Genomic DNA, 26,872 nt, shown 5'->3' on the forward strand with positions numbered 1-26,872 from the left:
CGGGCCCCCGGGCCCGTCGGGCCCGGGGAGCGGATGCAGTTGTGGTGGGCGGGTCTAGCGGCGCGGCTGGGCGTCGAGGACCTGCTGGAGGGCCTCGAACTCCTCGACGCACTTGCCGGATCCGAGCGCCACCGAGTCCAGCGGGTCCTCGGCGATGTGGATCGGCATGCCCGTCTCGCGGCGCAGGCGCTCGTCGAGGCCGCGCAGCAGGGCGCCGCCACCGGTGAGAACGATGCCGCGGTCCATCACGTCACCGGAGAGCTCCGGCGGGCACTTGTCGAGGGTGGTCTTGACGGCGTCGACGATCGCGTTGACCGGCTCCTCGATGGCCTTGCGGACCTCGGCGGCGGAGATGACGACGGTCTTGGGCAGCCCGGAGACGAGGTCGCGGCCCCGGATCTCGGTGTGCTCGTCCTGGTCGAGGTCGTAGGCGGAGCCGATGGTGATCTTGATCTGCTCGGCGGTGCGCTCACCGAGGAGGAGCGAGTACTCCTTCTTGATGTGCTGGATGATCGCGTTGTCGAGCTCGTCGCCGGCCACCCGGATGGACTGTGCCGTGACGATTCCGCCGAGGCTGATGACGGCGACCTCGGTGGTGCCGCCGCCGATGTCGACGACCATATTGCCGGTCGCCTCGTGGACCGGGAGGCCCGAGCCGATGGCCGCGGCCATGGGCTCCTCGATGATGTGCACCTGGCGGGCGCCGGCCTGGGTGGAGGCCTCGATGACGGCGCGGCGCTCGACTCCGGTGATGCCGGAGGGGACGCAGACGACGACCCGGGGCCGGGCCAGGTAGCGGCGCTTGTGGATCTTGAGGATGAAGTAGCGGAGCATCCGCTCCGTGATCTCGAAGTCGGCGATCACGCCGTCCTTCAGCGGACGCACGGCGACGATGTTGCCGGGCGTCCGGCCGATCATCTTCTTCGCCTCGGCACCCACCGCGAGGATGCCGCCGGTGTTGGTGTTGATCGCGACGACGGACGGCTCGTTCAGAACGATGCCTCGACCCCTGACGTACACCAGCGTGTTGGCGGTCCCGAGGTCGACAGCCATGTCACGGCCGATGAACGACATTGAGTTCCCCTTGTTTCCCATGAGGATGCGTCGGGCCTTCCCTAGCGGAGCGTTGACGGCTTCTCAGGTCGGCGAGGTGGTGGCTGAGGATGGTACGGCGTGGAGTTTTCCATCGTAGTGCCGCCCGCCCGGATACCGCGCGGCGGACCGCCTCTGCCCACCTCTGTATAGGTGACGGTAGGACGCGGCGATCCGTTCCCGGGATTGGCGTTCATATGCCTGGGGGCGACCGAAATTCCTTCGGTCGCCCCAGGTCGTGGCGCTGTTCGGCTGACGAGGGGTCAGCCGGAGCCGCCGGGAAGCTCAGACCAGGCCCGGGAAGAAGATCTTCAGCTCGCGGGCGGCGGACTCCTCGGAGTCCGAGGCGTGGATGAGGTTCTCGCGGACGATCGTGCCGAAGTCGCCGCGGATGGAGCCGGGGGCCGCCGCGATCGGGTCGGTCGGGCCGGCCAGCGTGCGCAGGCCCTCGATGACCCGCTCGCCCTCGACGACCAGCGCGACGACCGGGCCGGACTGCATGAAGCCCATGAGCGGCTCGTAGAACGGCTTGCCCTTGTGCTCGCCGTAGTGCTGCTCCAGCGTGTCCTGGTCCAGCGTGCGCAGCTCCAGGGCCGTGATGGTCCAGCCGGCCTTGCGCTCGATGCGGCCGATGATCTCGCCGATGAGGCCACGGCGGACGGCGTCGGGCTTGAGCAGGACGAGCGATCGCTGGCTCACGGGGGAACTCCTTCGGAAAAACGGTGTGCGGGCCTTTGAGGCTACAGGGCCCGCACCGGCCACGATCACGCAGCGTCAGGCCCTACGGAGCCTTCCGCGGCGGCCCAGCGGGCCTTGATCTCGTCGATCTTCCGCCCGTAGTGCACCGAGGCCCACCACAGCACCGCGAACAGCGCGCCCAGGAAGAACATGACGGGCACCACGAAGCCGCTGACGACCAGACCGAGCTGCAGCGCCCAGCCGAGCTGCACACCGCCCGGACGGGTGATCATCCCGCACAGCAGCACCGAGAGGACCATGGCGATCCCGCAGACCGTCCAGACCGTGGACATCGCCAGGCCGTCGTCCTTCATGGCGACCAGACCGGCGAAGCCGATCACGAAGAACTCGCCGATGAGCGTCGAGGAGCAGAGCACCCGCATGGCCGTCAGCCCCTCTTCAGCAGCAGCCGGGCGTCGCCGACCGTGAAGATCGAACCGGTCACGAGGACACCCGCGCCCGCGTACTCCTCCTGCTCCTCGGCGAGCGTGATCGCCGCCTCCAGGGCGTCGTCGAGGCGCGGCTCGACCACCACCCGGTCCTCGCCGAAGACCTCGACCGCGAGGGCGGCGAGCTCGTCGACGTCGGTGGCCCGGGGGTTGGAGTTCGCCGTCACCACGACCTCGGCGAAGATCGGCTCGAAGGCCTCCAGGAGCCCACGGGCGTCCTTGTCGCCGCTGGTGGAGACGACGCCGATGAGCCGGGAGAAACCGAAGGACTCCGTGATGCCGTCGGCGGTGGCCCGGGCGCCGTGCGGGTTGTGCGCCGCGTCCAGGATGACCGTCGGGGACTTGCGCACGACCTCGAGGCGGCCCGGCGAGGCCACCTGGGCGAAGGCCCGGCGGACCGTGTCGACGTCCAGGGTGCGGGCGTGCTGCGCGCCGATGCCGAAGAAGGCCTCGACCGCGGCGAGCGCGACGGCCGCGTTGTGCGCCTGGTGCGCGCCGTACAGCGGCAGGAACACGTTGTCGTACTCGCCGCCCAGGCCGCGCAGGGTCAGCAGCTGGCCGCCGACCGCGACCTCGCGGGAGACGATGCCGAACTCCATGCCCTCGCGGGCCACGGTGGCGTCGACCTCGACGGCCTTCTTGAGGAGCACCTGGGCCGCGTCGACCGGCTGCTGGGCCAGGATGACCGTCGCGTCCTGCTTGATGATCCCGGACTTCTCGCCGGCGATCTCGCCGGTGGTCCCGCCGAGCCGGTCGGTGTGGTCCAGGTCGATCGGGGTGACCACGGCGACGGAGCCGTCGATGACGTTGGTGGCGTCCCAGGTGCCGCCCATGCCGACCTCGACGACGGCGACGTCGACCGGGGCGTCGGCGAAGGCCGCGTACGCCATCGCGGTGAGGACCTCGAAGAAGGAGAGCCGGTACTCCTCGCGGGCGTCGACCAGCTCCACGTACGGCTTGATGTCCCGGTACGTCTCGACGAAGCGCTCGGCCTCGATCGGGGCGCCGTCCAGGCTGATCCGCTCGGTGATGGTCTGCACGTGCGGCGAGGTGTACCGCCCGGTGCGCAGGTCGAAGGCGCCGAGCAGGGCCTCGATCATGCGGGCGGTCGACGTCTTGCCGTTGGTGCCGGTGATGTGGATGGAGGGGTAGGCGCGCTGCGGCTCGCCGAGCACGTCCATCAGGGCCGCGATCCGCTTGACCGAGGGCTCCAGCTTGGTCTCGCCCCAGCGGGTGGACAGCTCGGTCTCGACCTCGCGCAGGGCCTTGTCGACCTCGGGGTCGAGCGGGCGGGAGGGCACCGGGTCGCCCTGCGGCGGGCCGGCCATCGCACGCAGGGTACGGCTGCCGGCCTCGATCACCGCCAGATCGGGATCCCGGTCGGTCTCGGCGTCGACGATGTCGTCGAACTGGTCGCTGCGGTCGCTCGGCTCACTCACGCCCCCAGTCTACGGAGGGGGACCGACAGGACATCGGACCCACCCCATTCGGGACTTTCGTCCCGCCGTCCGGCCGGGCCGCCGGGCAAACTTGGCGATCATGGACATAGGCATCGACCTCGGCACCGCCAACACCCTCCTCTACGCCCGCGGCCAGGGCATCGTCCTCAACGAACCGTCCGTGGTGGCGGTCCAGGCGGGCTCGCGGACGGCGCTCGCGGTCGGAGCGGAGGCGAAGGAGACCATCGGCCGCACGCCCGGCACCATCACCGCGATCCGCCCGCTGCGGGACGGCGTGATCAGCGACTACGAGGCGGCCGAGGAGATGATCCGGCACTTCGTGCGCAAGGCGGTGCCCGGGCGCCGGCCGCGCACCCGGATGGTGGTGTGCGTGCCGAGCGGGGTGACCCCCGTCGAGCGGCGGGCCATCGTGCACGCCTCGATCTCGGCGGGCGCGAAGGCGGTGCACCTCATCGAGGAGCCGATGGCGGCGGCGATCGGGGCGGGGCTTCCGGTCTCGGACCCGCGCGGGTCGATGGTCGTCGACATCGGCGGCGGGACGACCGAGGTGGCCGTCATCTCGCTCGGCGGGATCGTCACCGCCCAGTCCCTGCGGGTCGGCGGCGACCGGCTGGACACGGCCATCGCGGACTTCGTGCGCAAGGAGCACTCGCTGCTCGTCGGCGAGCGGACCGCCGAGGACGTCAAGGTCGCGATCGGCTCGGCCTGGCCGGTGCCGGGCGGCGAGGAGTTCGAGCGCTCCACCTTCACGGTGCGGGGCCGCGAGAAGGTCAGCGGGCTGCCGCGCACGGTGGAACTGACGGTGCCGGAGGTGCGGGCCGCGCTCGACGAGCCGGTGGAGGCGATCATCGCGGCGGTGCGGGCCACCCTGGAGGAGTGCCCGCCGGAGCTGTCGGGCGACGTGATGGAACACGGCATCGTGCTGACCGGCGGCGGCGCGCTGCTGCCGGGCCTTGATCTGCGCATGGCCTCGGCGACCGGCATCCCGGTCTTCGTCGCCGAAGCCCCACTGGACTGCGTGGCCCTGGGCTCGGGCCGCTGCGTGGAGGACTTCGACGGGCTGCAGCGGGTGCTGGGGAAGGCGGAGCGGGCGCGCTAGGGCGTGTCCGGAAGGCAGCGCCGACTGCCCGCCGGGCAGGCCCCGCGGCGCCCGGGGCGTGCGAGCGCAGGGGGCCGGGATCGTGCGCGCCAGGCCTCGCGGGCCGGGCGGGACTCCCCGGACACGCCCTGGGCACCTGCCGCCCGGGTGGCCGCCCGACCGGGCCGGGCCGGCGCGTCAGCGGGTGAGGCCCGCGGGGAGCAGGGCCGTCACGACGTACGCGCCGTGCTCGCGGCGGGCGTGCAGGGAACCGCCCATGCTGGTGACGCGCTCGCGCATGGAGAACAGGCCGGTGCCGGTCGAGACGGGGGCGCGGTCCGGCGGGGTCTTGGCGAGCGGGTTGCGGACCTCGACGCGCAGGTCGCGGCCCTCGACGGTGATCGACACGGTCACCGGCAGGCCGGGGGCGTGCTTGGCGGCGTTCGTCAGGCACTCCTGCACCACCCGGTGCACGGCCGTCTGGCGCAGCGGCGAGAGCGCCTTGGCCTCCTCGGCGACCGCCAGGTCGACCGGGCTGCCCATCCGCTCGCTCTCCTCGGCGAGCGCGCCGAGCCCTTCGAGGCCGGGCGTGGACGCGGCCCCGTCGGCGCGCCGGACGATCGTCTCGTTGAGCATGTGGTGGGCCCGCCGCGCGGTGTCGGCGAGCTCCTCGAAGTCCTTCTGGTGGGCCTCTCCCCTGGCCCGTACGGCCAGCACCTCGGCCCGCACGGCGAGGACGGTCAGCTCCCGGCCCACCAGGTCGTGGACGTCCCGGCCGACCGAGATCCGCTCCTCCTGGACGGCCTGCCGGGCCGCGGACTCGCTGCGCTGGACCTGGAGGGCCAGCACGAGGTCCTGGCGGTACGCGGCGATGCCGACGCCCGCGGCCAGGGCGCCGATCGGGATGACCAGACCGAGGAACTCGCTCAGCGTCTCGCCGTGCTTGGCCGGCCAGCCCGGCAGGTTGAACAGGGCGTAGGAGGCGGCGACGTACAGCAGGGTGGCGAGCACGGCGGTCCGGCGGCCCCGGAAGCGTCCCAGCGAGTACAGCGCGAACTGGATCATCGTCAGCTCGTGCAGCCAGCCCATCAGGAAGAGCGCCACCGCGAACGGCACCCACGGCGCCTTCCGCCGCAGGACCAGCGTGGCGGCGCCGGCCGCCAGGACGAGGGTCGCGGTGACGCCGGTGAGCGAGTTGTCGGCGCGGGCGAGGCCCGGAACGTCCAGGACCATCAGGCCGAAGGCGCTGATCGCGGCGACGACGTCCATGGCGCGGGGCGACACGGCCCACCGGTCCGCACAGCGGCGCAGCGCGGCGAAGGCGGGGAGGCGAGGCATGCCCTCCATCATCCCGGGTCGAAGGTCCCGCCACCCCGGACCTGAAGTCCCGTCTGGTGTGAGATGGGGCACTTCGCCCAGATTGCTGTTTGACTCTGAAATGTGTACGAAGCACCCCAGGACCCGCTCGCTCTCACGGCGGCCGTCCTCGACGCCCTCCCCCAGGCGGCCATGCTCGTCGACCGCGATCTGCGCATCGTCCGGGTGAACCGCCGCCTCTCCCGGCTGCTCCGGCTGCCCGACGGACTCGACCTCTCCCCCGGCACCCCGCGCGACCGGCTGCTCGCCCACGTCGCCGCGATGCTCGACCGGCCGGAGGAGCGGCGCCGCTTCCTGGAGGAGGCGCGGACCCGCGCGCCGGTCACCCGGATCGCCGAGTACCACCTGCGCGACGGGCGGACCCTGCGCCGCCGCCGGAGCCCGGTCGGCCAGGGCGACGCCTTCTTCGGGCACCTCTGGCTCATCGAGGACGTCACCCGCGAGCACGAGGCCGAGGAGGACCTGTACGCGCAGGTGCGCAAGCTCGGGGCGCTCGCCGACGAGCGGGCCGCCTTCGCCGGCCAGGTGCTGCACGCGCTGCGCACCCCGCTCGCCACCGTACTCAGCCTCGCCGAGCTGCTCCTGGAACCGGCGGCCGGCCGCCTCGACCCGGAGCAGACCTCCTTCGTCGAGGCGATCCGCCGCAACGCGCTGCGGATGCAGTCCGTCGCCGAGAACCTGCCGGGCCCCGCCTCCGGCGCACCGCCCGCGAAACCGCACCCCGGCCCGCTCCTGGTCCACGAGCTGATCGAGCGGGTGATCCTGGAGGCCCTCCAGCGCAACGCCGGCGCCGGCCCGTACATCGCGGCCGACTGCCCGCCCGGCGGGCCCGCGCTGAGCGCCGACGCGCACCTGCTGACCGGGGCGCTGGAGGAGCTCGTCGGCAACGCGCTGCGGTTCACCCCCGAGGACGGGCGGGTCGACGTCGTCGCCCGGCCCGACGGGGACCACTGGACCATCCAGGTGCGGGACACCGGCATCGGCGTCCCGCTGGAGTACCAGGAGGAGATCTTCACCCCCTTCGTACGCGCCCCCAACGCCCGCCGCGGCGGCTTCCCCGGCACCGGCCTCGGTCTGGCCGGCGCCCTGGACGCCGTACGCCTGCACGGCGGCAGCATCACCGTCCGCGACCGCGAGAACCGGCCGGGCGCGGTGTTCACGGTGCGGCTGCCGTACGCGGCCGGGGAGGGCGGCGGTCGCGCGGAGAGCGGGCCCGCCGAATGACCCGGCTGCTCGTCGTCGAGGACGACCCCGACCTCTCCCTGGCCCTGCGCGTGCTGCTCACCCGCCGCGGCTACGAGGTCTCCCTCGCCGCCGACGGCCGCGAGGGGCTGCGGCTGCTGTTCGCCGAGCGGCCCGCGCTCATGGTGCTCGACCTGCTGCTGCCCGAGCTCGACGGCTGGCAGGTGCTCGACCGCACCCGGGACATGTGCGACGTGCCGGTCCTCGTGCTGTCCGGGCTCGGCGCCGTCGACGACCGGGTGCGCGGGCTGCGCTCCGGCGCCGACGACTACCTCGTCAAGCCCTTCGCCCACGCCGAGCTGCTGGCCCGCGTCGAGAGCCTGCTGCGCCGGGCGGGCCCCGGCCACTGGGCCGGCGAGCAGGTCGAGGAGGACCTGCGCCTGGTGCCCGAGCGCCGCTCCGCGCTCTGGCACGGCGGCGAGATCCGGCTCAGCGACATCGAGTACCGGCTGCTCCAGCTCCTGGTCCGCAACCGGGGCCGGGTGGTCACCACCGGCCAGCTCCTCGACCAGGTCTGGGACGACACCTCCGCGATCGGCCGCGACCGCGTGAAGTTCGCCGTCCTGCGCCTGCGCCGCAAGCTCCGCGCCACCGGCGGCCCGGGGGCCCACGACCCCATCGAGGCGGTCCGGGGCCTGGGCTACCGCTACGAGAGCGCGGGGTGAGCGGGGGTGACACGGAACACCGCGAGCTCGGGACGAAGGTCCCGACCGTACGTCCCGAGCCGCCCGCCACCGGGGAACGGCAACCGTCCGGCAACCGTGCGCCACCGCAGCGCGCGACCGACGGCCCGCAGCTTGGAGGCATGAAGACCCTCCCTGCCCGCAGTGTCGCCCTCGTCCTCGGTACCCGCCCGGAGCTGGTCAAGCTCGCCGAGCTCATCCGGGTGCTCGGCCCCGCCGCGCGGGTCGTGCACACCGGCCAGCACTACGACGAGGAGCTCTCCGGCAGCTTCCTCGCCGAGCTCGGCCTGCCCGATCCCGAGTACCTGACCGGCGTCGGCGGGCAGCCCAGGGCCGTCCAGATCGCCGCCGCCCTGCACGGCCTCGACGGGCTGTTCGAGGCCGAGCCGCCGCTCGCCGTCGTCGTCCAGGGCGACACGAACGCCGCCCTCGCCGGCGCGCTCGCCGCCAACGCGCGCGACCTGCCCCTGGTCCACGTCGAGGCGGGGCTGCGCAGCCACGACCGGGCCATGCCCGAGGAGCACAACCGGGTCCTCATCGACCGGCTCGCCGACGTGCTGTGCGCGGCGACCCCCGACAACCGCGCGCTGCTGCTCGCCGAGGGCGTCCCGGACGAGCGGATCGCCGTCACCGGCAACCCCGTCGTCGAGGCCGTCCAGGACCACCTGCCGGCGGCGCCGGAGCGCACCCGGCTCCTCTCCTCCCTCGGGCTGCGCCCCGACGGCTACGTCCTGGCGACCGTGCACCGCCCGGAGAACACCGACGACGAGCCCGCCCTCGCCGCCGTCCTCCACGAGCTCGCCCAGCTCGCCCGCGAGCTGCCGGTCGTGCTGCCGCTGCACCCGCGCACCCGGGCCCGCGTGGAGGCAGCGGGGCTGCTGCCGCTGCTCGACGGCGTGACCGTGCTGCCCCCGGCCGGCTACGGCACCTTCCTGGCCCTCGCCCGGCACGCGGCGCTGATCGTCTCCGACTCCGGCGGCGTCCAGGAGGAGACCACCGTCCTCGGGCGCCCGCTGGTGGTCGTGCGCAACTCGACCGAGCGCCCCGAGTCGCTCGCCGACTTCGCCGAACTCGTCGACCCGGGCCCGGGGATCGGCGCCGCCGCCCGCCGCCGCCTCGCCGAGGGGCCCCAGGGCCTGCGCCGCCTCGCGGCCCTCCCCAGCCCGTACGGCGACGGCACCGCCTCCCGCCGGATCGCCGCCCTCATCGCCGAACTGGCGGCCGCCCGCACGATCCGCCAGGACCACGCGATGGCCGCCTGACCCGCACCCGCCCGGACCTCACCGACCCGCACGGCGGCCCCCCCCCTGACCACGGTCCGCCCGGCCTCACGCGACGCCCGCCCGCCCCCACCGGAGCCCCCGCCCCCATGAGCCTCCCCCTCCTGCTGTCCGTCTTCCCCTTCCTCCTCCTCGCCGGCTTCCTCGTCTACTGGGCCGGCGCCCGGCACGCCTACGCGCGGCGGCGGCCCGTCGAGAGCGGCGACCCGGCCGCCTACGACTGGCACTTCTTCGTGCCCTGCCGCGACGAGGAGGCGGTCATCGCGGACACCGTCGCCCGGCTGCGGGCCGACTTCGCCGGCTCCCACGCGTGGGTGATCGACGACGCGAGCGACGACCTCACCGCGCCGATCGTCAGCGCGCTCGCCGAGCGGGACCCGAAGGTCCATCTCGTCTCCCGGCGCCGGCCCGACGCCCGCATCGGCAAGGGCGCCGCGCTCAACTCCGCCTACGAGGCGCTGAACGCGCACCTCGGCGCGGACGCCGACCGGGCGCGGGTGATCGTGTGCGTCGTGGACGCCGACGGCCAGGTGGCGCCGGACGCCCTCGCCCACGTCAGCGGCCCTGACGCGTTCGGCGACCCCGACATGGGCGGCGTGCAGATCGGCGTGCGGATGCGGAACGTCGAGGAGGAGCGCCCGCTGCCCGACCGCGGCCGCGCCGCCAACGCGTACGCCCGGCTCCTGATCCGTATGCAGGACGCCGAGTTCGCCGTCTCCAACACCGGCATGCAGCTGCTGCGGCGCCGCACCGGATCGGTCGGGCTCGGCGGCAACGGCCAGTTCACCCGGCTCACCGCGCTCGACCGGATCGCGTCCGCCGAGCGCCGCCCCTGGCAGCAGGACGCCCTCCTGGAGGACTACGAACTGGGCCTGCACATGCGGCTCGCCGGCTACCGGGTCACCCATGTCGCCGACACCTGGGTCAGCCAGGAGGCGCTGCCGTACACCCGTCGCTTCCTCACCCAGCGCACCCGCTGGGCCCAGGGCAACATCCAGTGCGTGCGCTACTCCGGACGCATCATCGGCTCCCGCCACTACAGGGCCGCCGGGGTCCTGGAGTCGCTCTACACCTTCTTCCAGCCGATCGCCCATCTCGCGACCCTCGTCCTGACGGGCGTCATGGTGGCCGCCCTCGTGACCGGCGGCGGCGCGGCCGTGGTGCTGCTCGCCGCCTGGCCGCTCGCCCTGGCCCTCGCCGTCGTGTCGATCGTGCCGTTCCTGCTGTGGGGCCCGGTCTACCGGCGCGCGTTCGCCCCGGACCGCTCCCGGCTCACGGGCCTGCTGTGGGGGTTCGCGCTGTGGCTGTACGCGTACCACCTGTTCGTGGTCTCGGCGCGCGGCTTCGTCCGGCTGCTGCGCGGGCGCACGGGCTGGGCGAAGACCCGCCGCAACGCCGAGACGGCGGGGGTCGGGCCGGTCGCCACGGAGTCCTGAGCGGGGTACGGGAAAGGGCCCGGAACCATTCCTGGTTCCGGGCCCCTCCGTGTCCGTCGGCCGTTACGCCTGCGGCAGCTTCTCCAGCTGCGCCTGGATGCGGGCGATGTCCTCGTCCGCCTTGGCGAGCCGGCCCTTGATCTTGTCCACGACGTTGTCGGGGGCCTTCGCCAGGAAGGCCTCGTTGCCCAGCTTGGCCTCGGCCTGCGCCTTCTCCTTCTCGGCGGCGGCCAGGTCCTTGGCGAGGCGCTTGCGCTCGGCGGCGACGTCGATCGTGCCCGACAGGTCGAGCGCGACCTCGGCGCCGACGACCGGGAGGGTGGCGGTGGCCGCGAAGCCCTCGCCCTCCGGCTGGAGGCGCAGGATCTGGCGGATGGCGCCCTCGTGCGCGACGAGCGGGGTGCCGTCGAGCGTCAGGCGGGCCGGGACCTTCTGGGCGTCCTGGAGGCCCTGCTCCTTGCGGAACCGGCGGACCTCGGTGATGGCCCGCTGGACCAGCGCGATCTCCTGCTCGGCGGCCGCGTCGCGGAAGCCGCTGTCCTTCGGCCAGTCGGCGATCACGAGGGACTCGCCGCCGGTCAGCGTGGTCCACAGCGTCTCGGTGACGAACGGGACGATCGGGTGCAGCAGGCGCAGCATGACGTCCAGGACCTCGCCGAGGACACGGCCGGAGACCCGCGCGCCCTCGCCGCCGGCGAAGAACGTCGTCTTGGACAGCTCGACGTACCAGTCGAAGACCTCGTCCCACGCGAAGTGGTAGAGGGCCTCGCTGAGCTTGGCGAACTGGAAGTCGTCGTAGTACGCGTCGACCTGCGCGACCGTCTCGTTGAGGCGGGACAGGATCCAGCGGTCGGTCGCCGACATCTCGGCGGCGTCCGGCAGCGGGCCCTCGATCGTCGCGCCGTTCATCAGCGCGAAGCGCGTGGCGTTCCAGATCTTGTTGGCGAACTTGCTGGAGGCCTGGACCCAGTCCTCGCCGATCGGCACGTCCGCGCCGGGGTTGGCGCCCTTCGCCAGGGTGAAGCGGACGGCGTCGGAGCCGTACGCGTTCATCCAGTCCAGCGGGTCGACCGCGTTCGGGTTGGACTTCGACATCTTCTTGCCGAACTCGTCGCGGACCAGACCGGTGAGGGCGACCTGCTTGAACGGCGCCTCGCCGTCCATCGCGTACAGACCGAACATCATCATCCGGGCGACCCAGAAGAAGATGATGTCGTGGCCGGTCAGCAGGACGTCGGTCGCGTAGAACTTCGCCAGGTCCGGGGTCTTCTCCGGCCAGCCGAGCGTGGAGAACGGCCACAGGCCCGAGGAGAACCAGGTGTCGAGGACATCGGAGTCCTGGGTCCAGCCCTCGCCCGTCGGGACCTCGTCGTCGGGTCCGACGCAGACGACCTCGCCGTCCGGGCCGTACCAGATCGGAATGCGGTGGCCCCACCACAGCTGGCGCGAGATGCACCAGTCGTGCATGTTGTCGACCCAGTCGAAGTAGCGCTTGGAGAGCTCCTTCGGGTGGATCTCGACCGAGCCGTCGCGGACGGCGTCGCCGGCGGCCTGCGCCAGCGGGCCGACCTTGACCCACCACTGCATCGACAGGCGCGGCTCGACGGTCGTCTTGCAGCGCGAGCAGTGGCCCACGGAGTGCATGTACGGGCGCTTCTCGGCGACGATCCGGCCCTGCTCCCGAAGCGCGCCGACGATCGCCGAGCGGGCCTCGAAGCGGTCCAGGCCGAGGAAGGGGCCGTGGACGGTGATGACGCCGTGCTCGTCCATGACGGTGAGCGAGGGCAGGTCGTGGCGCTGGCCGATGGCGAAGTCGTTCGGGTCGTGCGCCGGGGTCACCTTGACGGCGCCGGTGCCGAACTCGGGGTCGACGTGCTCGTCGGCGACGACCGGGATGGTCCGGTCGGTCAGCGGCAGCTTGATCTGCTTGCCGACCAGGTGCTTGTAGCGCTCGTCCTCCGGGTGGACGGCGACGGCGGTGTCACCGAGCATCGTCTCGGCCCGGGTGGTGGCGACGACCAGGGACTCCTCGCCCTCGCCGTACCGGATGGAGACCAGCTCGCCGGCGTCCTCCTGGTACTCGACCTCGATGTCGGAGATGGCGGTCAGACAGCGCGGGCACCAGTTGATGATGCGCTCGGCGCGGTAGATCAGACCGTCCTCGTACAGGTCCTTGAAGATCCGCTGGACGGCCTTGGACAGGCCCTCGTCCATCGTGAAGCGCTCGCGCGACCAGTCGAGGCCGGCGCCGAGGCGGCGCAGCTGGCCGAGGATCCGGCCGCCGTACTCGTCCTTCCACTGCCAGACGCGCTCGACGAACGCCTCGCGGCCCAGGTCGTGGCGGGACTTGCCCTCCTCGGCGAGCTGCTGCTCGACCTTGTTCTGGGTGGCGATGCCGGCGTGGTCCATGCCGGGCAGCCACAGGGTCTCGAAGCCCTGCATGCGCTTGCGGCGGGTCAGCGCGTCCATCAGCGTGACCTGGAAGGCGTGGCCCAGGTGGAGGGCGCCCGTGACGTTCGGCGGCGGGATGACGATGGTGTACGGAGGCTTCTCGCTCTTCGCGTCGGCCGTGAAGTACCCCCGGTCTACCCAGCGCTCGTACAGCGCCCCCTCTACCTCGGCCGGCGCGTACGCGGTCGGAAGGGCGGCGGTGGCTGCTGTCTGCTGCTGAGTGTTCTCGGTCACGGGCCCAGTTTAGGGGTGTCACCGGGTGGTCCTGAAACGCGATTGTTCGGTAACGGTGTGACCCCCACCGCCCCGGCCGGGCGGGGCTTCCGACAGGATGTTCGCCAGACATAAACATCTTGTGAGGGGAACCTGTCCATGAGCTACAACCAGCCGGGCCCGTACGGCGGCCAGCCCCAGCAGCCCGGGCCGTACGGCCAGCAGCCTGGCCCGTACGGCCAGCCGCCGCAGCAGCCCCCGTACGGCGGCCAGCCGCAGCCCGGCTACGGCTACCCGCAGCAGGCGCCGCAGGGCGTCCCGCCGCAGCAGCCGTACGGTTACCCGCAGCAGGGCCAGCAGCCCGGCCCGTACGGACAGCACCCGCAGTACGGCGCCCCCCAGGGCCCGGGCGGCTACCCGCCCCCGCCGCCGGCCCCGAAGAAGAGCAAGGCCGGCTGGATCATCGGCGGCGTCGCGGTGGTCGCGGCGCTGGCCGTGGGGGCGTACTTCGTGATCGGCGGGGGTGGCGCCGGGAACAGCGCCGTCTCCGATTCCACCAAGGGCTTCAAGATCGCCCCGGCGGCGACGGTCGGCGAGTACAAGAAGGAAGGCGCCGACAAGACCGGCGACCTGACCGACAAGCAGAAGACCAGCGCCGACGCGATGGGGATCAAGAACCCCCACGCGGTCGCCGCCTCTTACAAGGCGGGTGACTCCACCGACCCGCTCAAGGGCAAGAGCATGAGCCTGAACGGGATGTGGGGCGACATCGCCGACCCGGCGAAGGCGCTGGATGTCGCGTTCGCGAACTACGAGAAGGACGAGACCGGCAAGGCCGACGACGTCAAGGTGACCCCGGTCGGCAGCCCGGAGAGCAAGACTCCGGCCGGCTTCGAGGGCGCGCTGATGAAGTGCCAGTACCTCAAGCTCGAGAACACCGGAACGGAGAGCACGCCCGGGCCGAAGTCGTTCCAGGTGCCCACGTGCGCTTGGGCCGACTACAGCACGCTGGGCGTCGTGAACGTCATCGACCTCTCGACGATGATGACCGGCGGCCAGGGCCTCACCCTGGACCAGGTGGCCGAGGTGACGGCCCAGCAGTACAAGGCCTCGCGCACCAAGGCGTGACGCGGGAGAAGCCGGGGCCCCGCAGAACCGTCACGGATCTGCGGGGCCCCGGTCGTGCGGGCATCAAGCCCTGAGACAGGCGGTCTGCGCAACGCCCGCGGCGACTCCGATCGCCCCCAGGCCGCCAAGGCAGGCGGCGTTGGGCACGGTCCCCGCCCAGGTCCGCCAGGCCCTGTGATCACACGCGGCCCGCACCTTCGGGCCGACCGTGTACCCCTTGCTCTGCACGTAGTTCACGCATCCCACCTGATCGGCCTGCGCCGTCGTCGCCGTGGCGACCGGAACGACGCCGGCGGCGGTGATGCACAGCGCCGTCATCATGCGCCTGATCTTCATGGCCTTGCCTCCCCTTCGGTTGCGCAGGGCGGTCAACCCCTACGAGGGGTACAAGATCACGAACAACGCCAAGGTGCCCGAAATGCAGGCGACTTGTCTCATTTATGCGCGCATTCGACCGGAAAGACGAAGGCGCCCGATCTGTCGATCGGGCGCCTTCATCGTCGGACCGACGCGCTACGCGGACTTCTCGTGCCTGCCGTCGTTCTTCACGATCCGCGGGACCAGCGTCGGGTTGACGTTGTCGCGGACCACGTCGGCGGTGATGACCACGCGGGCCACGTCCTTGCGGGACGGGACCTCGTACATCACCGACTGGAGGACCTCCTCCATGATGGCGCGCAGACCGCGCGCGCCGGTGCCGCGGAGGATGGCCTGGTCGGCGATGGCCTCCAGGGCCGGGCGGTCGAAGTCCAGCTCCACGCCGTCGAGTTCGAAGAGGCGCTGGTACTGCTTGACCAGCGCGTTCCGCGGCTCGACGAGGATCTTCAGGAGGGCTTCGCGGTCCAGGTTGTGGACCGAGGTGATGACGGGGAGACGGCCGATGAACTCCGGGATCATCCCGAACTTCACCAGGTCCTCCGGCATGACCTCCTGGAACTGGTCGCTCGCCTCGATCTCGCGCTTGGAGCGGATGGTCGCCCCGAAGCCGATGCCCTTGGCGCCCGCCCTCGACTCGATGATCTTCTCCAGGCCGGCGAAGGCGCCGCCCACGATGAAGAGCACGTTCGTCGTGTCGATCTGGATGAACTCCTGGTGCGGGTGCTTCCGTCCGCCCTGCGGCGGGACGGAGGCCGTGGTGCCCTCCAGGATCTTCAGCAGGGCCTGCTGCACGCCCTCGCCGGAGACGTCGCGCGTGATCGACGGATTTTCGCTCTTACGGGCGACCTTGTCGATCTCGTCGATGTAGATGATCCCGGTCTCGGCCTTCTTGACGTCGTAGTCGGCCGCCTGGATCAGCTTGAGCAGGATGTTCTCGACGTCCTCGCCCACGTACCCGGCCTCCGTCAGCGCCGTCGCGTCGGCGATGGCGAACGGGACGTTGAGCATCCGGGCCAGTGTCTGGGCCAGGAGCGTCTTGCCGGAGCCGGTCGGGCCGAGCAGCAGGATGTTGGACTTCGCCAGCTCGATGGCGTCGTCCCGGCCCTGCGCGCCGCCGTTCTCGCCGGCCTGGACGCGCTTGTAGTGGTTGTACACCGCGACGGAGAGGGCCTTCTTCGCCGGCTCCTGGCCGACGACGTACCCCTCCAGGAACTCGTAGATCTCGCGGGGCTTGGGAAGCTCCTCCCAACGCACCTCGCTCGTCTCCGCGAGTTCCTCTTCGATGATCTCGTTGCAGAGGTCGATGCACTCGTCGCAGATGTACACACCGGGTCCCGCGATGAGCTTCTTCACCTGCTTCTGGCTCTTTCCGCAGAACGAGCACTTGAGCAGGTCGCCGCCATCACCGATGCGTGCCACGAGGTGCTTCCCCTTCGCCTGGGAGTGCTTGGTTCAGCGACTCCTGGTGCCTCATATTCGACGGTACCTTGCCGGGCCCCTTGTTCGGGCCCCCCTTGGCGCGGTTGGCATGGACGACATTCGGCCATGCCGACCGCGGCGAGGGAAGGTCGAGCGTCAGGCTGCCGCGGCGGCCGTGCTCTTGCGGGTGGAGACGATCTGGTCGATCAGGCCGTACGCGAGGGCGTCCTCGGCGGTCAGGATCTTGTCGCGCTCGATGTCGTCGCGGATCTTCTCGATCGGCGTCGAGGAGTGCTTGGCCAGCATCTCCTCCAGCTGGCTGCGCATGCGCAGGATCTCGTTGGCCGCGATCTCCAGGTCGGAGAGCTGCTCACGGCCGGTGCCGCCGGAGGGCTGGTGGATCAGCACGCGGGCGTTCGGCAGGGCCATCCGCTTGCCGGGGGTGCCGGCGGCGAGCAGCACGGCCGCGGCGGAGGCCGCCTGGCCCATGCAGACCGTCTGGATGTCGGGCTTCACGAACTGCATCGTGTCGTAGATGGCCGTGAGGGCGGTGAAGGAGCCGCCCGGGCTGTTGATGTAGATCGAGATGTCGCGGTCCGGGTCCATCGACTCCAGGCACAGCAGCTGGGCCATGACGTCGTTGGCGGAGGCGTCGTCGATCTGCACGCCGAGGAAGATCACGCGCTCCTCGAACAGCTTCGCGTACGGGTCGTACTCGCGCACGCCCTGCGAGGTGCGCTCGACGAAGCGCGGCACGACGTAGCGGTTGTCCATCGGCGCGCCGGTGTAGAGGCCGCTCGGGGAGAGGTTGTTCTGCATCTGGGTGTTCACCGTCCTGGTGGCGTTCGGCGGAGGTCTTGGGCTCGTGGGCGGGCCGGCGCTCAGGCGCCCGTGCCGCCGCCGCCCGGAACACCCGCGGCGTGCGTGATGATGTCGTCGATGAGGCCGTACTCCTTGGCCTCCTCCGCGGTGAACCAGCGGTCGCGGTCGCCGTCGCGGATGATCGCCTCGACGGTCTGGCCGGAGTGGTGCGCGGTGATCTCGGCCATGCGCTTCTTCGTACGGAGAAGGTACTCGGCCTGGATCTTGATGTCGGAGGCCGTGCCACCGATGCCGGCGGAGCCCTGGTGCATCAGGATGTCGGTGTTCGGCAGCGCGAAGCGCTTGCCGGGGGTGCCGCCGGTGAGCAGGAACTGGCCCATCGAGGCCGCCATGCCCATACCGATGGTCACGACGTCGTTGGGGATGTACTGCATGGTGTCGTAGACGGCCATGCCGGCCGTCACGGAGCCACCGGGGCTGTTGATGTACAGGTAGATGTCCTTCTCCGGGTCGGCGGCCAGGAGGAGCATCTGGGCGGTGATCTTGTTGGCGATGTCGTCGTCGACCTGCTGGCCGAGGAAGATGATGCGCTCGCCGAGCAGCCGGTTGTAGACATGGTCGCCGAGGCCACCACCGATGGACGGCTCACCCGCGGCGTAAGGCTTCAGATTCGTCACGTATCCACCTGCTCGTCTCCGACGGCACCGGGCCGTCTCAGCGTCTCGTTCTGAGGGCATTGCCCTCGTATTCATGGACCCTAACGCGCAGGTGGGACAACGCCATCCCGGTTCCCGAACTGTTCGCTGGGAGCGCAAGGTAGTTGGGGGCGCATAAACGGGTCACGGTACGTCCACGGGCCCGGCGCACAGCAGTGCGTCCGGGCCCGTGGCGCGGGGTTCAGCGCGAGGCGCGGGCCTCTCGCGTCACCGGGGAGACCTACTTCTCCTCGGAGACCTCGGCCTCGCCGGTGGCGGCCTCGACCGTCTCGGTGGCCTGCTCCTCGTCCTCGTCGGACAGGTCGACCTCGACGCCGTTGGTGTCGACGACCTTGGCGGCCTCGACGACCAGCGCGAGCGCCTTGCCGCGGGCGACCTCGCCGACCAGCATCGGCACCTGGCCGCCCTGGACGACGGCCTGGGCGAACTGGTCGGGGGACATGCCGGAGGAGGCGGCGCGGCGCATGAGGTGCTCGGTGAGCTCCTCCTGGTCCACGTTCAGCTTCTCCTTGTTGACCAGCTCGTCGAGGATGAACTGGGTCTTGATGCCCTTGACGGCCTGGTCCTTGGTCTCGGCCTCGAACTCCTCGACCGTCTTGCCCTGGAACTCCAGGTACTTCTCCAGCGTCAGGCCCATCTGGCCGAGCTGGTGGTGCTCCAGGTTGTGCTTGCGGGTGTTGACCTCGTCCTCGAGCAGCTTCTCGGGAACGGGGATCTCCGCGAGCTCCAGGAGCTTCTCGAGCACGCGCTCCTGGGCCTGGGTGGCCTGGTCGAACTGCTTCATGTTCTCGAGGCGCTTGCGGCTGTCGGCCTTGAGCTCGTCGAGGGTGTCGAACTCGGAGGCGAGCTGCGCGAACTCGTCGTCCAGCTCGGGGAGCTCACGGGCGGCGACGGCGGTGACCTTGACGGTGACCTCGGCGTCCTTGCCCTCGGCGGAGCCGCCCTTCAGCTGCGAGGTGAAGGTGGCCTCGCCGCCGGCCTCGAGGCCGGTGACGGCCTCGTCGATGCCGTCGAGCAGCTCGCCGGAGCCGATGGTGTACGAGACACCGCTGGCGACACCGTCGGGCAGGACCTCGCCGTCGACCTTGGCCTCGAGGTCGATGGTGACGACGTCACCCTCGGCCGCGGCGCGCTCGACCGGGTTGGTGGACGCGAAGCGCTCGCGGAGCTGCTCCACGGACTTCTCGATGTCCTCGTCGGTGACCTCGATGGCGTCGACCTCGACCTCGATGCCGGAGAAGTCCGGGATCTCGATGGTCGGGCGGACGTCGACCTCGGCGGTGAAGGCCAGCAGCTCGCCGTCCTTCAGCTCGGTGATGTCGACCTCGGGCTGACCCAGCGGGTTGACCTCGGCCTCGTTGACGGCCTCGGTGTAGAACTTCGGGAGCGCGTCGTTGACCGCCTCCTCCAGCACCGCACCACGGCCGAACCGCTGGTCGATCACGCGAGCCGGGATCTTGCCCTTGCGGAAGCCCTTGACCGTGACCTGCTGGTTGATCTTCTTGTACGCCGCGTCGAGGCTGTCCTTGAGCTCCTCGAAGGGCACCTCGACAGTGAGCCGAACCCGGGTCGGGTTCAGGGTCTCCACGGCGCTCTTCACGGTTCGGTCTCCTTGGTGGCTGATTCCTGGTTTCACCGGTGCCGCCTGAAGGCGGTTCCGGCCGATCGGCCCGGTCAGAGAGACACACGGGCACGCAGCTTGCATAGTAACCGCAAGCGACTGGCGCCCCACAATGTGATCTTGGCTGGTCGGGGTGGCGGGATTTGAACCCACGGCCTTCCGCTCCCAAAGCGGACGCGCTACCAAGCTGCGCCACACCCCGTCGGTGCGACACGTAGGGTACATGGACGGGGACGGTACGACGCCCCCTGTTTTCCAGGGGTGTGCAGCGCACTCCGCGGACCCGCTACGATGGCGTCCGTGCCGGAGGCCGATGGCCTACGGCGCACCCTGTGCGGGCGTAGCTCAATGGTAGAGCCCTAGTCTTCCAAACTAGCTACGCGGGTTCGATTCCCGTCGCCCGCTCCACATGGCTCAGGCCCCTCCGGACAGCGTCCGGAGGGGCCTGAGCCGTTCCCGCGGGCGTCTGCGGATGCCGGGTCGGGTGCGCGGCAGAAGAATGGGTCCATGAGTGATCTGAAGTTCGAGCAGAAGCGCTCGCTGTCCCGTGCCGAGGCCGCCGAACAGCTGGAGGCGCTCGCCGCCGCGCTCAGGAAGGGCGGGGAGGCCGAGCTGGAGCTGGGGGCGGGGACGCTGAGCCTGCGGATCCCGGACGAGCTCCGGAGCGAGGTGGAGTTCGAGGTCGGCGACGGGGAGATCGAGCTGGAGATCGAGCTCAAGTGGGCGACGGGCAGGGCCCGCAAGCCGGCGCCCGAGCCCGAGCGCCGGCAGGAGGCGGAGCCCGAGCCGGAATCCGACTCGAAGCCCGCCGCCAGGCCCGGCTCGAAAGCCGAGCCGAAGCCCGCCACCAGGCCCGCGCGCGGGCGCAAGACCGCGGCGGCAAGGACGGCGAAGCGCGCCGCCGCGAAGTAGGGCGCGCGGGCGATCGGAACGTGTCAGAACTTGATGGAGCTGACCGTCGTCGTTATCGAGTCCAGGAAGCGCTGGATGTCGTCGGCCATGCCCGTGGAGGCGAGGAAGAAGCCGAAGAGGACCGCGACGACGGCCGGGCCGGCCTTCAGGTTTCCGCCACGGATCAGCACCACCAGGATGATCGCCAACAGCAGCACCACAGACAGTGAAATGGCCACAACTGATCACACCCTCGGTCGGTCCCACCTTGCCGCCCGGGAGCGCACGTCACAGAACACCCCCGCCGCATCTATCGTGCCACCAACTACCTGCCCACTGAGGGCGGGTGACGAATCGTCGCCGTCGAATTCCGGCCAACGTGACGTAATTCGTCCTGATCATTTCCGTCAGGTCAGACCGAGCAGGGCCCGTACCCGGGCGTACTTGGCGGTCAGCCGGTCCCGGGTCGCCGGGTCGAGGACGGCGAGGCGGTCCGGATCCGCGTTGTGGGCGAGGTCGGCCTCCTTGACCAGCAGGGCGCCCGGCGTGGCCAGAATCCGCCCCGTGTAGGACTCCGGCTCCTCGCCCGGGCGCCTGGTGAGCGCCAGCACCATGTCCTTGACCTCCTGCGGCAGGGCCGCCCCCGCCAGCCACTCGGCGGAAAGGGCAGCGTCCTCGACGGCGTCGTGCAGCCAGGCCGCCGCGATCTGCCGCTCGTCGCCGCCCCGCGCCCGCACCCCCTCGGCGACCGCCCGCAGGTGCTCCGCGTAGGGGCGGCCCGCCTTGTCGGTCCGGCCCGCGTGGGCGGCGACGGCGAGGGTCTCGATCTCGGGCAGGGTGAGGTACGGGGTGCCGGTCATGGGGTCAGCGTAGGGCCGCGGCCGCCCCGCCCCCGGCGGCCGGGTCAGCCGGTGCGGCTGATGAGCAGCAGCGCGCGGTCGTCGTTGACGTCCTTCGCGCAGGCCTCGATCAGGTGCCAGGCCGCGCCCTCGAAACCGGCGGTGACATAGCGGTCGGCCTCGCCGGTGAGGCGGTCCATGCCCTCGGCGATGTCCCGGTCGGCGGACTCGACGAGGCCGTCGGTGAACAGCATGAGGACGTCACCGGGGCGCAGGGAGCCCTTGACCGGGTGGAACTCGGCGCCGTCGTAGACGCCGAGGAGGGGGCCTTCGGCGGCCTTCTCCTCCCAGCGGCCGCTGCCCGCGTGCAGCTGGAGGGCGGGCAGATGGCCGGCGGAGAGCAGCTCGTAGTCGCCGGACTCCAGGTCGAGGACGAGGTGGATGGAGGTGGCGAAGCCCTCGTCCCAGTCCTGGCGCAGCAGATAGGCGTTGGCGGCGGGCAGGAAGCCGTGCGGGGGCAGCGAGCCGAGGAGGCCGCCGAAGGCGCCGGAGAGCAGCAGGGCGCGGGAGCCCGCGTCCATGCCCTTGCCGGAGACGTCGGTGAGCAGGACCTCCAGGGTGCGGCCGCCGTTGGTGCGGGCGGCGACCACGAAGTCGCCGGAGAAGGACTGGCCGCCGGCGGGGCGCAGCGCCATCTCGCGGTGCCAGCCCTGGGGGAGCCGGGGCAGGGCGCTCTGCACCCGGATGCGTTCGCGCAGGTCGAAGAGCATGGTGCCGCCGCGCCGCCAGGGCACGCCGACCCGGGCCCGGAACTGGGCGATGAGCAGTCCGAAGAGGCCGCAGGCGGCGACCACCAGGACGGTGCCGGGGGTGACCCTGGCGGGCCCCTGGGTGTACGGGCCGAGGACCAGCGACTCGACGATGAGCGCGCCGGCTGCGGCCGCGTACAGGCCGAGCAGGCTGGCGGGGCGCAGCAGCAGCCCGCCGGCGACGATCGGCAGGGCGAGGGCGACGGGCGAGCACCAGACGGGGTCGAGGAGGGTGCCGCAGGTGATGGCGGGGATGGTGAGCAGGAGCCCGGCGAGGGCGATCCAGTCGGAGCCGTCGCCGCGGAAGTAGTCGACCCCGGATCGGCGCAGCGCGATGCGGGCCCGGTGGGCGCGCTTGCGCATCCGGGCCGCGTACGAGTCCACTCCGCCGCGACGTCCCATTGGCCTGGACCCTATCCACCCGACCGGAGCTCGTGCAGGGGGACCCAGGTGACATTGCATTCGAAATCGGGTCGCCTCGGGCGGCGGGACGCTGATATCGATGGCATATGACGACTGAACTGCGGGTTCTCGACGCGACCGAATGGGACGACTGGTACGGGGTGCTGGAGCTCGCGTTCGGCGGGGTGCCGGAGTCGGACGAGGAGCGCAAGCTCTGGAAGGACCTGACCGAGCCCGAGCGGTCCATCGGGGCCTGGGAGGGGGACCGCTGCGTCGGTACGGCGGGGGCGTTCACGTTCCGGCTGACCGTGCCGGGCGGGGCCGCGGTCCCGGCGGCGGGCGTGACGATGGTGGGCGTGGCCGGGACGCACCGGCGGCGCGGGATCCTCACCTCGATGATGCGGCGGCAGCTGGACGACGTGCGGGCGTGGGGCGAGCCGGTGGCCGTGCTCACGGCCTCGGAGCCGGAGATCTACGGGCGGTTCGGCTACGCGGTGGCGGCGTACTCGGCGCGGGCGACGATCGACACGACCCGGGTCCGGCTGACGGTGCCGGAGGGCACGGACGAGGTGGCGCTGCGGTACGCGTCCCCGGCCGAGGCGCTGGACGCGTGCGAGGCGGTGTACGCGCGCCTCGTGCCGGGGCGGCCCGGGATGCTGGAGCGGCGGCCGGGCTGGGAGCGGCTCGCGCTGCTCGACCCGCCGGGCGACCGGGAGGGCGCCTCGCCGCGGCAGTGCGTCCTCGCGGAGCGGGGCGGGGAGGTCGTGGGGTACGCGCGGTACGCGATCAAGCCCGAGTGGTCGTTCAACGGCTCCGACGGCTCGGTGGTCCTGCACCAGCTGGCGGGGCTCGACCCGGCGGCGGAGGCGGCGCTGTGGCGGTTTCTGTGTGCGGTGGACCTGACGTCCCGGGTACGGATCCACGACCGCCCGGCGGACGACGCGTGGCAGCACCTGGTGAGCGATCTGCGCCGCTGCGAGCTGACCCTGCGGGACGGGCTGTACGTGCGGCTCGTGGACGTGGGCGCGGCGCTGGAGGCGAGGACGTACCAGGCGCCGGTGGACGTGGTGTTCGAGGTCGAGGACGCGTTCTGCCCGTGGAACACGGGGCGGTGGCGGCTGAGCGGCGACGCGAAGGGGGCGAGCTGCGTCCGTACCGAAGACGCGCCTGACCTGGCGCTGTCCGTAAGGGAGTTGGGCGCCGTCTATCTCGGCGGGAACTCGCTGGTGTCGCTCGCCGCGGCGGGACGGGTGCGGGAGCTGCGGGCCGGGGCGTTGGCCGAGGCGTCCGTCGCGTTCGGGTCTCCGGTCGCGCCGTGGTTGCCGCACGGGTTCTAGGACCGGGGGGACGGTCGACGGGCAGCCGGCTCGGCTCGCGTCAGCGGGCCTGGCAGGTCGGGCACCAGAAGAGGTTGCGGTTCGCCAGCTCCGCCGTGCGGATCTCCGTGTCGCAGACGTGGCACGGCAGGTTCGCGCGGCGGTAGACGTAGACCTCGCCGCCGTGGTCGTCGACGCGGGGCGGGCGGCCCATCGCCTCGGGGGTGTGTTCGGGGCGGACGGTGTCGATGCGGTTCAGGCGGACGCCCTCGCGCATCAGGAGCACCAGGTCCCGCCAGATCGCGGTCCACTCCCCCGGGGTCAGGTCCCGGCCGGCCCGGTACGGGTCGATGCCGTGCCGGAAGAGGACCTCGGCACGGTAGACGTTGCCGACGCCCGCGATGATCTTCTGGTCCATGAGGAGCGCGGCGATCGCGGTGCGGGACTTCGAGATCCGGCGCCAGGCCTTCTCGGGGGTGTCGTCCGCGCGCAGCGGGTCGGGGCCGAGGCGCTCGTGTATCGCCTGCTTCTCGGCGTCCGTGACGAGCGCGCAGGTGGTCGGGCCGCGCAGGTCGACGTACGACTCGGGGTTGGCCAGGCGCAGCCGGACGGTGTCGGTCGCGGGCGGGGCGGGCGCGTCCGCGCCGATGTCCCCGAAGTTCACCTTGCCGAAGAGGCCCAGGTGGATGTGGACCCACTCCTCGCCGGGGAAGCCCAGGAAGAGGTGCTTGCCGTGGGCCTCGGTGGTGGTGAGGACCGTGCCGTCGAGCAGCGCCGCGGAGTCGGCGAACTTGCCCTGCGGGCTGGAGGCGCGCACGGGCCGGCCGCCGAACCGTTCCCGGTAGTCGGCGGCCAGCCGGTGGATCGTGTGCCCTTCAGGCATGGGCGCTGATCAGGCCTCGTTCTGGGGGTGGTGGGCCGGGATCTCGGGGAGCTCGCCGGTCGTCTCGTACCGGGAGAGCATCTCGATGCGGCGGGTGTGGCGCTCCTCGCCCGAGTACGGGGTGCTCAGGAAGATCTCGACGAACTTGGTCGCCTCTTCCTGGGTGTGCATGCGGCCGCCGATGGAGATCACGTTGGCGTTGTTGTGCTCGCGGCCGAGGGCGGCGGTCTGCTCGCTCCAGGCGAGGGCGGCGCGCACCCCCTTGACCTTGTTCGCGGCGATCTGCTCGCCGTTGCCGGAGCCGCCGATCACGATGCCGAGGCTGTCCGCGTCCGCGGCCGTCTTCTCCGCGGCGCGCAGGCAGAACGGCGGGTAGTCGTCCTGGGCGTCGTAGATGTGGGGGCCGCAGTCGACGGGCTCGTGGCCATGGGCCTTCAGCCACTCGACGAGGTGGTTCTTGAGTTCGTAGCCGGCATGGTCGGAGCCGAGGTAGACGCGCATGGTTCCGAGTGTGGCACGGCGGGGACGGGGTAGCCGTCAGCGGGGTCGGGACCTTGGTCCCGTCTGGTCCGGACCTTATGTCCTGAATCACGATACGGAATCAGCTCTTCCGTACTCATGGGTCTCCGGGTTACATGTCTCCAGCTCGCGACCCGAGCAGTCCCCCACACCGAAGGAAGCGTTCATGAACACGCAGCCGACCCTGGCGAAGGAAGGCGGGAACACCGGAACCACCGGTGATTCGCAGCAGTCCGACGGTTCGAACGGCCTCAAGGCAGGTCTCAAGAACCGCCACCTCTCCATGATCGCCATCGGCGGTGTGATCGGTGCCGGTCTCTTCGTCGGCTCCGGTTCCGGCATCGCCGCGGCCGGCCCGGCCATCCTGCTGTCCTACGCCCTGGTGGGCGCGATGGTCGTCTTCGTGATGCGGATGCTCGGCGAGATGGCCGCGGCCCGCCCCTCCTCCGGCTCCTTCTCCGCCTACGCGGACCGGGCGCTGGGCCGCTGGGCCGGTTTCACCATCGGCTGGCTGTACTGGTTCTTCTGGGTCGTCGTGCTCGCGGTCGAGGCGACCGCCGGCGCCAAGATCCTCGAAGGCTGGATCCCGGCCGTCCCGCAGTGGGGCTGGGCGCTCATCGTGATGGTGGTGCTCACCGCGACCAACCTCGGCTCCGTCGCCTCCTACGGCGAGTTCGAGTTCTGGTTCGCCGGCATCAAGGTCGTCGCCATCTCGATCTTCGTCGTCATCGGCCTGCTCGCGGTCTTCGGCGTGCTGCCGGGCTCCGACAACCCGGGCGCGGGCTTCGCGCACCTCACCGACACCGGCGGCTTCTTCCCGATGGGCGCGGGCGCGGTCCTCACGGGTGTGCTGATGGTCGTCTTCTCCTTCATGGGCAGCGAGATCGTCACCCTGGCCGCCGGCGAGTCCGAGGACCCGCAGAAGGCCGTCACCAAGGCCACCAACAGCGTGATCTGGCGGATCGGCGTCTTCTACCTGGGCTCGATCTTCATCGTCCTGACCCTGCTGCCGTGGAACGACAAGTCGATCGTCGAGAAGGGCTCGTACGTCGCCGCCCTCGACTCCATCGGCATCGCGCACGCCGGCCAGATCATGAACGTGATCGTCCTGACCGCCGTGCTGTCCTGTCTGAACTCGGGCCTCTACACCGCCTCCCGGATGGCCTTCTCGCTCGGCCAGCGCGGTGACGCGCCCAAGGCCTTCGCGAGGACCAACAAGCGGGGCGTGCCGCAGGCGGCGATCCTGTCCTCCGTGGTCTTCGGCTTCGTCGCGGTCTTCTTCAACTACAAGTGGCCCGACACCGTCTTCGCCTTCCTGCTGAACTCCTCCGGCGCCGTCGCCCTCTTCGTCTGGCTGGTCATCTGCGTGACCCAGCTGCGGATGCGCGGGATCATCCTGCGCGAGACGCCCGAGAAGCTGATCGTGAGGATGTGGCTCTTCCCGTACCTGACCTGGGCGACCATCGCCATGATCGTCGCCGTCCTCGGCTACATGGTCTACGACGGCGGCAGCAACCGTGAGCAGGTCGTGCTCTCGCTGCTGGTGGCCGCGCTGGTGCTGGCGATCGCGCTGGTCAAGGAGCGGGTCGGCAAGCGCGCCGAGCCGGAGCTCGAGAACGTCTGAGCCTGA

The 26,872-nt window shown here is 71.3% G+C and carries 25 protein-coding genes and 2 tRNA genes; 10 read left to right on the forward strand and 17 right to left on the reverse strand.

Annotated features, from left to right (window positions below):
• Positions 1-54 precede the first annotated feature (54 nt).
• From ACH414_RS05655 to ACH414_RS05670, 4 genes are all read right to left on the reverse strand, one after another.
• Positions 55-1,074, reverse strand: coding sequence for a rod shape-determining protein (locus tag ACH414_RS05655; RefSeq protein WP_046905593.1), 1,020 nt, complete (start codon positions 1,072-1,074; stop codon positions 55-57).
• A 303-nt stretch (positions 1,075-1,377) separates the two neighbouring features.
• A complete protein-coding gene (ndk, locus tag ACH414_RS05660; protein ID WP_382535120.1) occupies positions 1,378-1,791 on the reverse strand; it encodes a nucleoside-diphosphate kinase in 414 nt (137 codons plus the stop codon).
• A 65-nt stretch (positions 1,792-1,856) separates the two neighbouring features.
• A complete protein-coding gene (locus ACH414_RS05665) occupies positions 1,857-2,213 on the reverse strand; it encodes a DUF4233 domain-containing protein (RefSeq protein WP_398940848.1) in 357 nt (118 codons plus the stop codon).
• Between the two features lie 5 nt (positions 2,214-2,218).
• On the reverse strand, positions 2,219-3,718 hold the full coding sequence (locus ACH414_RS05670; protein ID WP_382535126.1) for a bifunctional folylpolyglutamate synthase/dihydrofolate synthase: 1,500 nt from the start codon (positions 3,716-3,718) through the stop codon (positions 2,219-2,221).
• A gap of 100 nt (positions 3,719-3,818) precedes the next feature.
• On the opposite strand from ACH414_RS05670, the gene ACH414_RS05675 reads away from it, so the two are divergent.
• A complete protein-coding gene (locus ACH414_RS05675; RefSeq protein ID WP_382535128.1) occupies positions 3,819-4,838 on the forward strand; it encodes a rod shape-determining protein in 1,020 nt (339 codons plus the stop codon).
• Positions 4,839-5,015: 177 nt separating this feature from the next.
• Here the strand turns inward: ACH414_RS05675 and ACH414_RS05680 are convergent, their stop codons facing one another.
• Positions 5,016-6,155 carry a sensor histidine kinase gene (locus ACH414_RS05680; protein ID WP_382535131.1) on the reverse strand — a complete coding sequence of 380 codons (1,140 nt, stop codon included), beginning with the start codon at positions 6,153-6,155 and terminating at the stop codon, positions 5,016-5,018.
• A 102-nt stretch (positions 6,156-6,257) separates the two neighbouring features.
• On the opposite strand from ACH414_RS05680, the gene ACH414_RS05685 reads away from it, so the two are divergent.
• From ACH414_RS05685 to ACH414_RS05700, 4 genes are all read left to right on the forward strand, one after another.
• Positions 6,258-7,418, forward strand: a complete 1,161-nt coding sequence (locus ACH414_RS05685) for a sensor histidine kinase (protein ID WP_398940849.1) — start codon at positions 6,258-6,260, stop codon at positions 7,416-7,418.
• Complete coding sequence (locus ACH414_RS05690) at positions 7,415-8,101, forward strand: response regulator transcription factor (protein ID WP_382535137.1); 687 nt, start codon at positions 7,415-7,417, stop codon at positions 8,099-8,101. Before ACH414_RS05685 ends, ACH414_RS05690 begins: the two co-directional genes overlap by 4 nt.
• A gap of 140 nt (positions 8,102-8,241) precedes the next feature.
• Positions 8,242-9,381 (forward strand): non-hydrolyzing UDP-N-acetylglucosamine 2-epimerase, encoded by a 1,140-nt coding sequence (gene wecB / locus ACH414_RS05695; RefSeq protein ID WP_382535140.1) that lies wholly within the window; start codon positions 8,242-8,244, stop codon positions 9,379-9,381.
• Between the two features lie 107 nt (positions 9,382-9,488).
• Entirely contained in the window at positions 9,489-10,835 is a 1,347-nt protein-coding gene (locus ACH414_RS05700; RefSeq protein ID WP_398940850.1) for a glycosyltransferase family 2 protein, read from the forward strand.
• Between the two features lie 63 nt (positions 10,836-10,898).
• Here ACH414_RS05700 and ACH414_RS05705 read toward each other — a convergent pair whose 3' ends face one another.
• Positions 10,899-13,520 (reverse strand): valine--tRNA ligase, encoded by a 2,622-nt coding sequence (locus ACH414_RS05705; RefSeq protein WP_382535146.1) that lies wholly within the window; start codon positions 13,518-13,520, stop codon positions 10,899-10,901.
• A 138-nt stretch (positions 13,521-13,658) separates the two neighbouring features.
• Between ACH414_RS05705 and ACH414_RS05710 the strand changes: the two genes are divergently transcribed.
• Positions 13,659-14,627, forward strand: coding sequence for a hypothetical protein (locus ACH414_RS05710; protein ID WP_382535147.1), 969 nt, complete (start codon positions 13,659-13,661; stop codon positions 14,625-14,627).
• Positions 14,628-14,690: 63 nt separating this feature from the next.
• Here the strand turns inward: ACH414_RS05710 and ACH414_RS05715 are convergent, their stop codons facing one another.
• From ACH414_RS05715 to ACH414_RS05740, 6 genes are all read right to left on the reverse strand, one after another.
• Positions 14,691-14,963, reverse strand: a complete 273-nt coding sequence (locus ACH414_RS05715; RefSeq protein WP_398940851.1) for a hypothetical protein — start codon at positions 14,961-14,963, stop codon at positions 14,691-14,693.
• 177 nt (positions 14,964-15,140) lie between these two features.
• The gene (gene clpX, locus ACH414_RS05720; RefSeq protein ID WP_128980430.1) at positions 15,141-16,424 is read right to left on the reverse strand and encodes an ATP-dependent Clp protease ATP-binding subunit ClpX; all 1,284 of its coding nucleotides are present in this window, start codon (positions 16,422-16,424) and stop codon (positions 15,141-15,143) included.
• Between the two features lie 156 nt (positions 16,425-16,580).
• Entirely contained in the window at positions 16,581-17,243 is a 663-nt protein-coding gene (locus ACH414_RS05725) for an ATP-dependent Clp protease proteolytic subunit (protein WP_189801817.1), read from the reverse strand.
• A gap of 62 nt (positions 17,244-17,305) precedes the next feature.
• A complete protein-coding gene (locus ACH414_RS05730; RefSeq protein WP_189975218.1) occupies positions 17,306-17,923 on the reverse strand; it encodes an ATP-dependent Clp protease proteolytic subunit in 618 nt (205 codons plus the stop codon).
• Positions 17,924-18,182: 259 nt separating this feature from the next.
• Complete coding sequence (gene tig, locus ACH414_RS05735) at positions 18,183-19,562, reverse strand: trigger factor (protein WP_382535154.1); 1,380 nt, start codon at positions 19,560-19,562, stop codon at positions 18,183-18,185.
• Positions 19,563-19,708: 146 nt separating this feature from the next.
• Positions 19,709-19,785 (reverse strand) — tRNA-Pro (locus ACH414_RS05740).
• 132 nt (positions 19,786-19,917) lie between these two features.
• Between ACH414_RS05740 and ACH414_RS05745 the strand changes: the two genes are divergently transcribed.
• Positions 19,918-19,991, forward strand: a tRNA-Gly gene (locus tag ACH414_RS05745).
• Positions 19,992-20,090: 99 nt separating this feature from the next.
• A complete protein-coding gene (locus ACH414_RS05750) occupies positions 20,091-20,495 on the forward strand; it encodes an amphi-Trp domain-containing protein (protein WP_386564263.1) in 405 nt (134 codons plus the stop codon).
• Positions 20,496-20,518: 23 nt separating this feature from the next.
• Here ACH414_RS05750 and ACH414_RS05755 read toward each other — a convergent pair whose 3' ends face one another.
• The 3 genes from ACH414_RS05755 to ACH414_RS05765 form a co-directional block, all read right to left on the reverse strand.
• Positions 20,519-20,713 carry a hypothetical protein gene (locus ACH414_RS05755; RefSeq protein ID WP_382535160.1) on the reverse strand — a complete coding sequence of 65 codons (195 nt, stop codon included), beginning with the start codon at positions 20,711-20,713 and terminating at the stop codon, positions 20,519-20,521.
• Positions 20,714-20,881: 168 nt separating this feature from the next.
• Positions 20,882-21,334, reverse strand: a complete 453-nt coding sequence (locus ACH414_RS05760) for an HD domain-containing protein (protein ID WP_382535163.1) — start codon at positions 21,332-21,334, stop codon at positions 20,882-20,884.
• A 44-nt stretch (positions 21,335-21,378) separates the two neighbouring features.
• Positions 21,379-22,524 (reverse strand): PP2C family protein-serine/threonine phosphatase, encoded by a 1,146-nt coding sequence (locus ACH414_RS05765; protein ID WP_382535166.1) that lies wholly within the window; start codon positions 22,522-22,524, stop codon positions 21,379-21,381.
• Between the two features lie 107 nt (positions 22,525-22,631).
• Between ACH414_RS05765 and ACH414_RS05770 the strand changes: the two genes are divergently transcribed.
• On the forward strand, positions 22,632-23,861 hold the full coding sequence (locus ACH414_RS05770; RefSeq protein ID WP_398940855.1) for a GNAT family N-acetyltransferase: 1,230 nt from the start codon (positions 22,632-22,634) through the stop codon (positions 23,859-23,861).
• 40 nt (positions 23,862-23,901) lie between these two features.
• Here the strand turns inward: ACH414_RS05770 and ACH414_RS05775 are convergent, their stop codons facing one another.
• On the reverse strand, positions 23,902-24,723 hold the full coding sequence (locus ACH414_RS05775) for an Fpg/Nei family DNA glycosylase (RefSeq protein ID WP_398940857.1): 822 nt from the start codon (positions 24,721-24,723) through the stop codon (positions 23,902-23,904).
• 9 nt (positions 24,724-24,732) lie between these two features.
• The gene (locus ACH414_RS05780) at positions 24,733-25,224 is read right to left on the reverse strand and encodes a ribose-5-phosphate isomerase (protein WP_382535174.1); all 492 of its coding nucleotides are present in this window, start codon (positions 25,222-25,224) and stop codon (positions 24,733-24,735) included.
• Positions 25,225-25,408: 184 nt separating this feature from the next.
• Here ACH414_RS05780 and ACH414_RS05785 point away from each other — a divergent pair, with 184 nt between their 5' ends.
• Positions 25,409-26,866: an amino acid permease gene (locus tag ACH414_RS05785; RefSeq protein ID WP_382535176.1), complete on the forward strand. Its 1,458-nt coding sequence runs from the start codon at positions 25,409-25,411 to the stop codon at positions 26,864-26,866.
• Positions 26,867-26,872 lie beyond the last annotated feature (6 nt).

This window comes from Streptomyces sp. NPDC020422 (assembly GCF_044386705.1).
GTDB lineage: Bacteria > Actinomycetota > Actinomycetes > Streptomycetales > Streptomycetaceae > Streptomyces.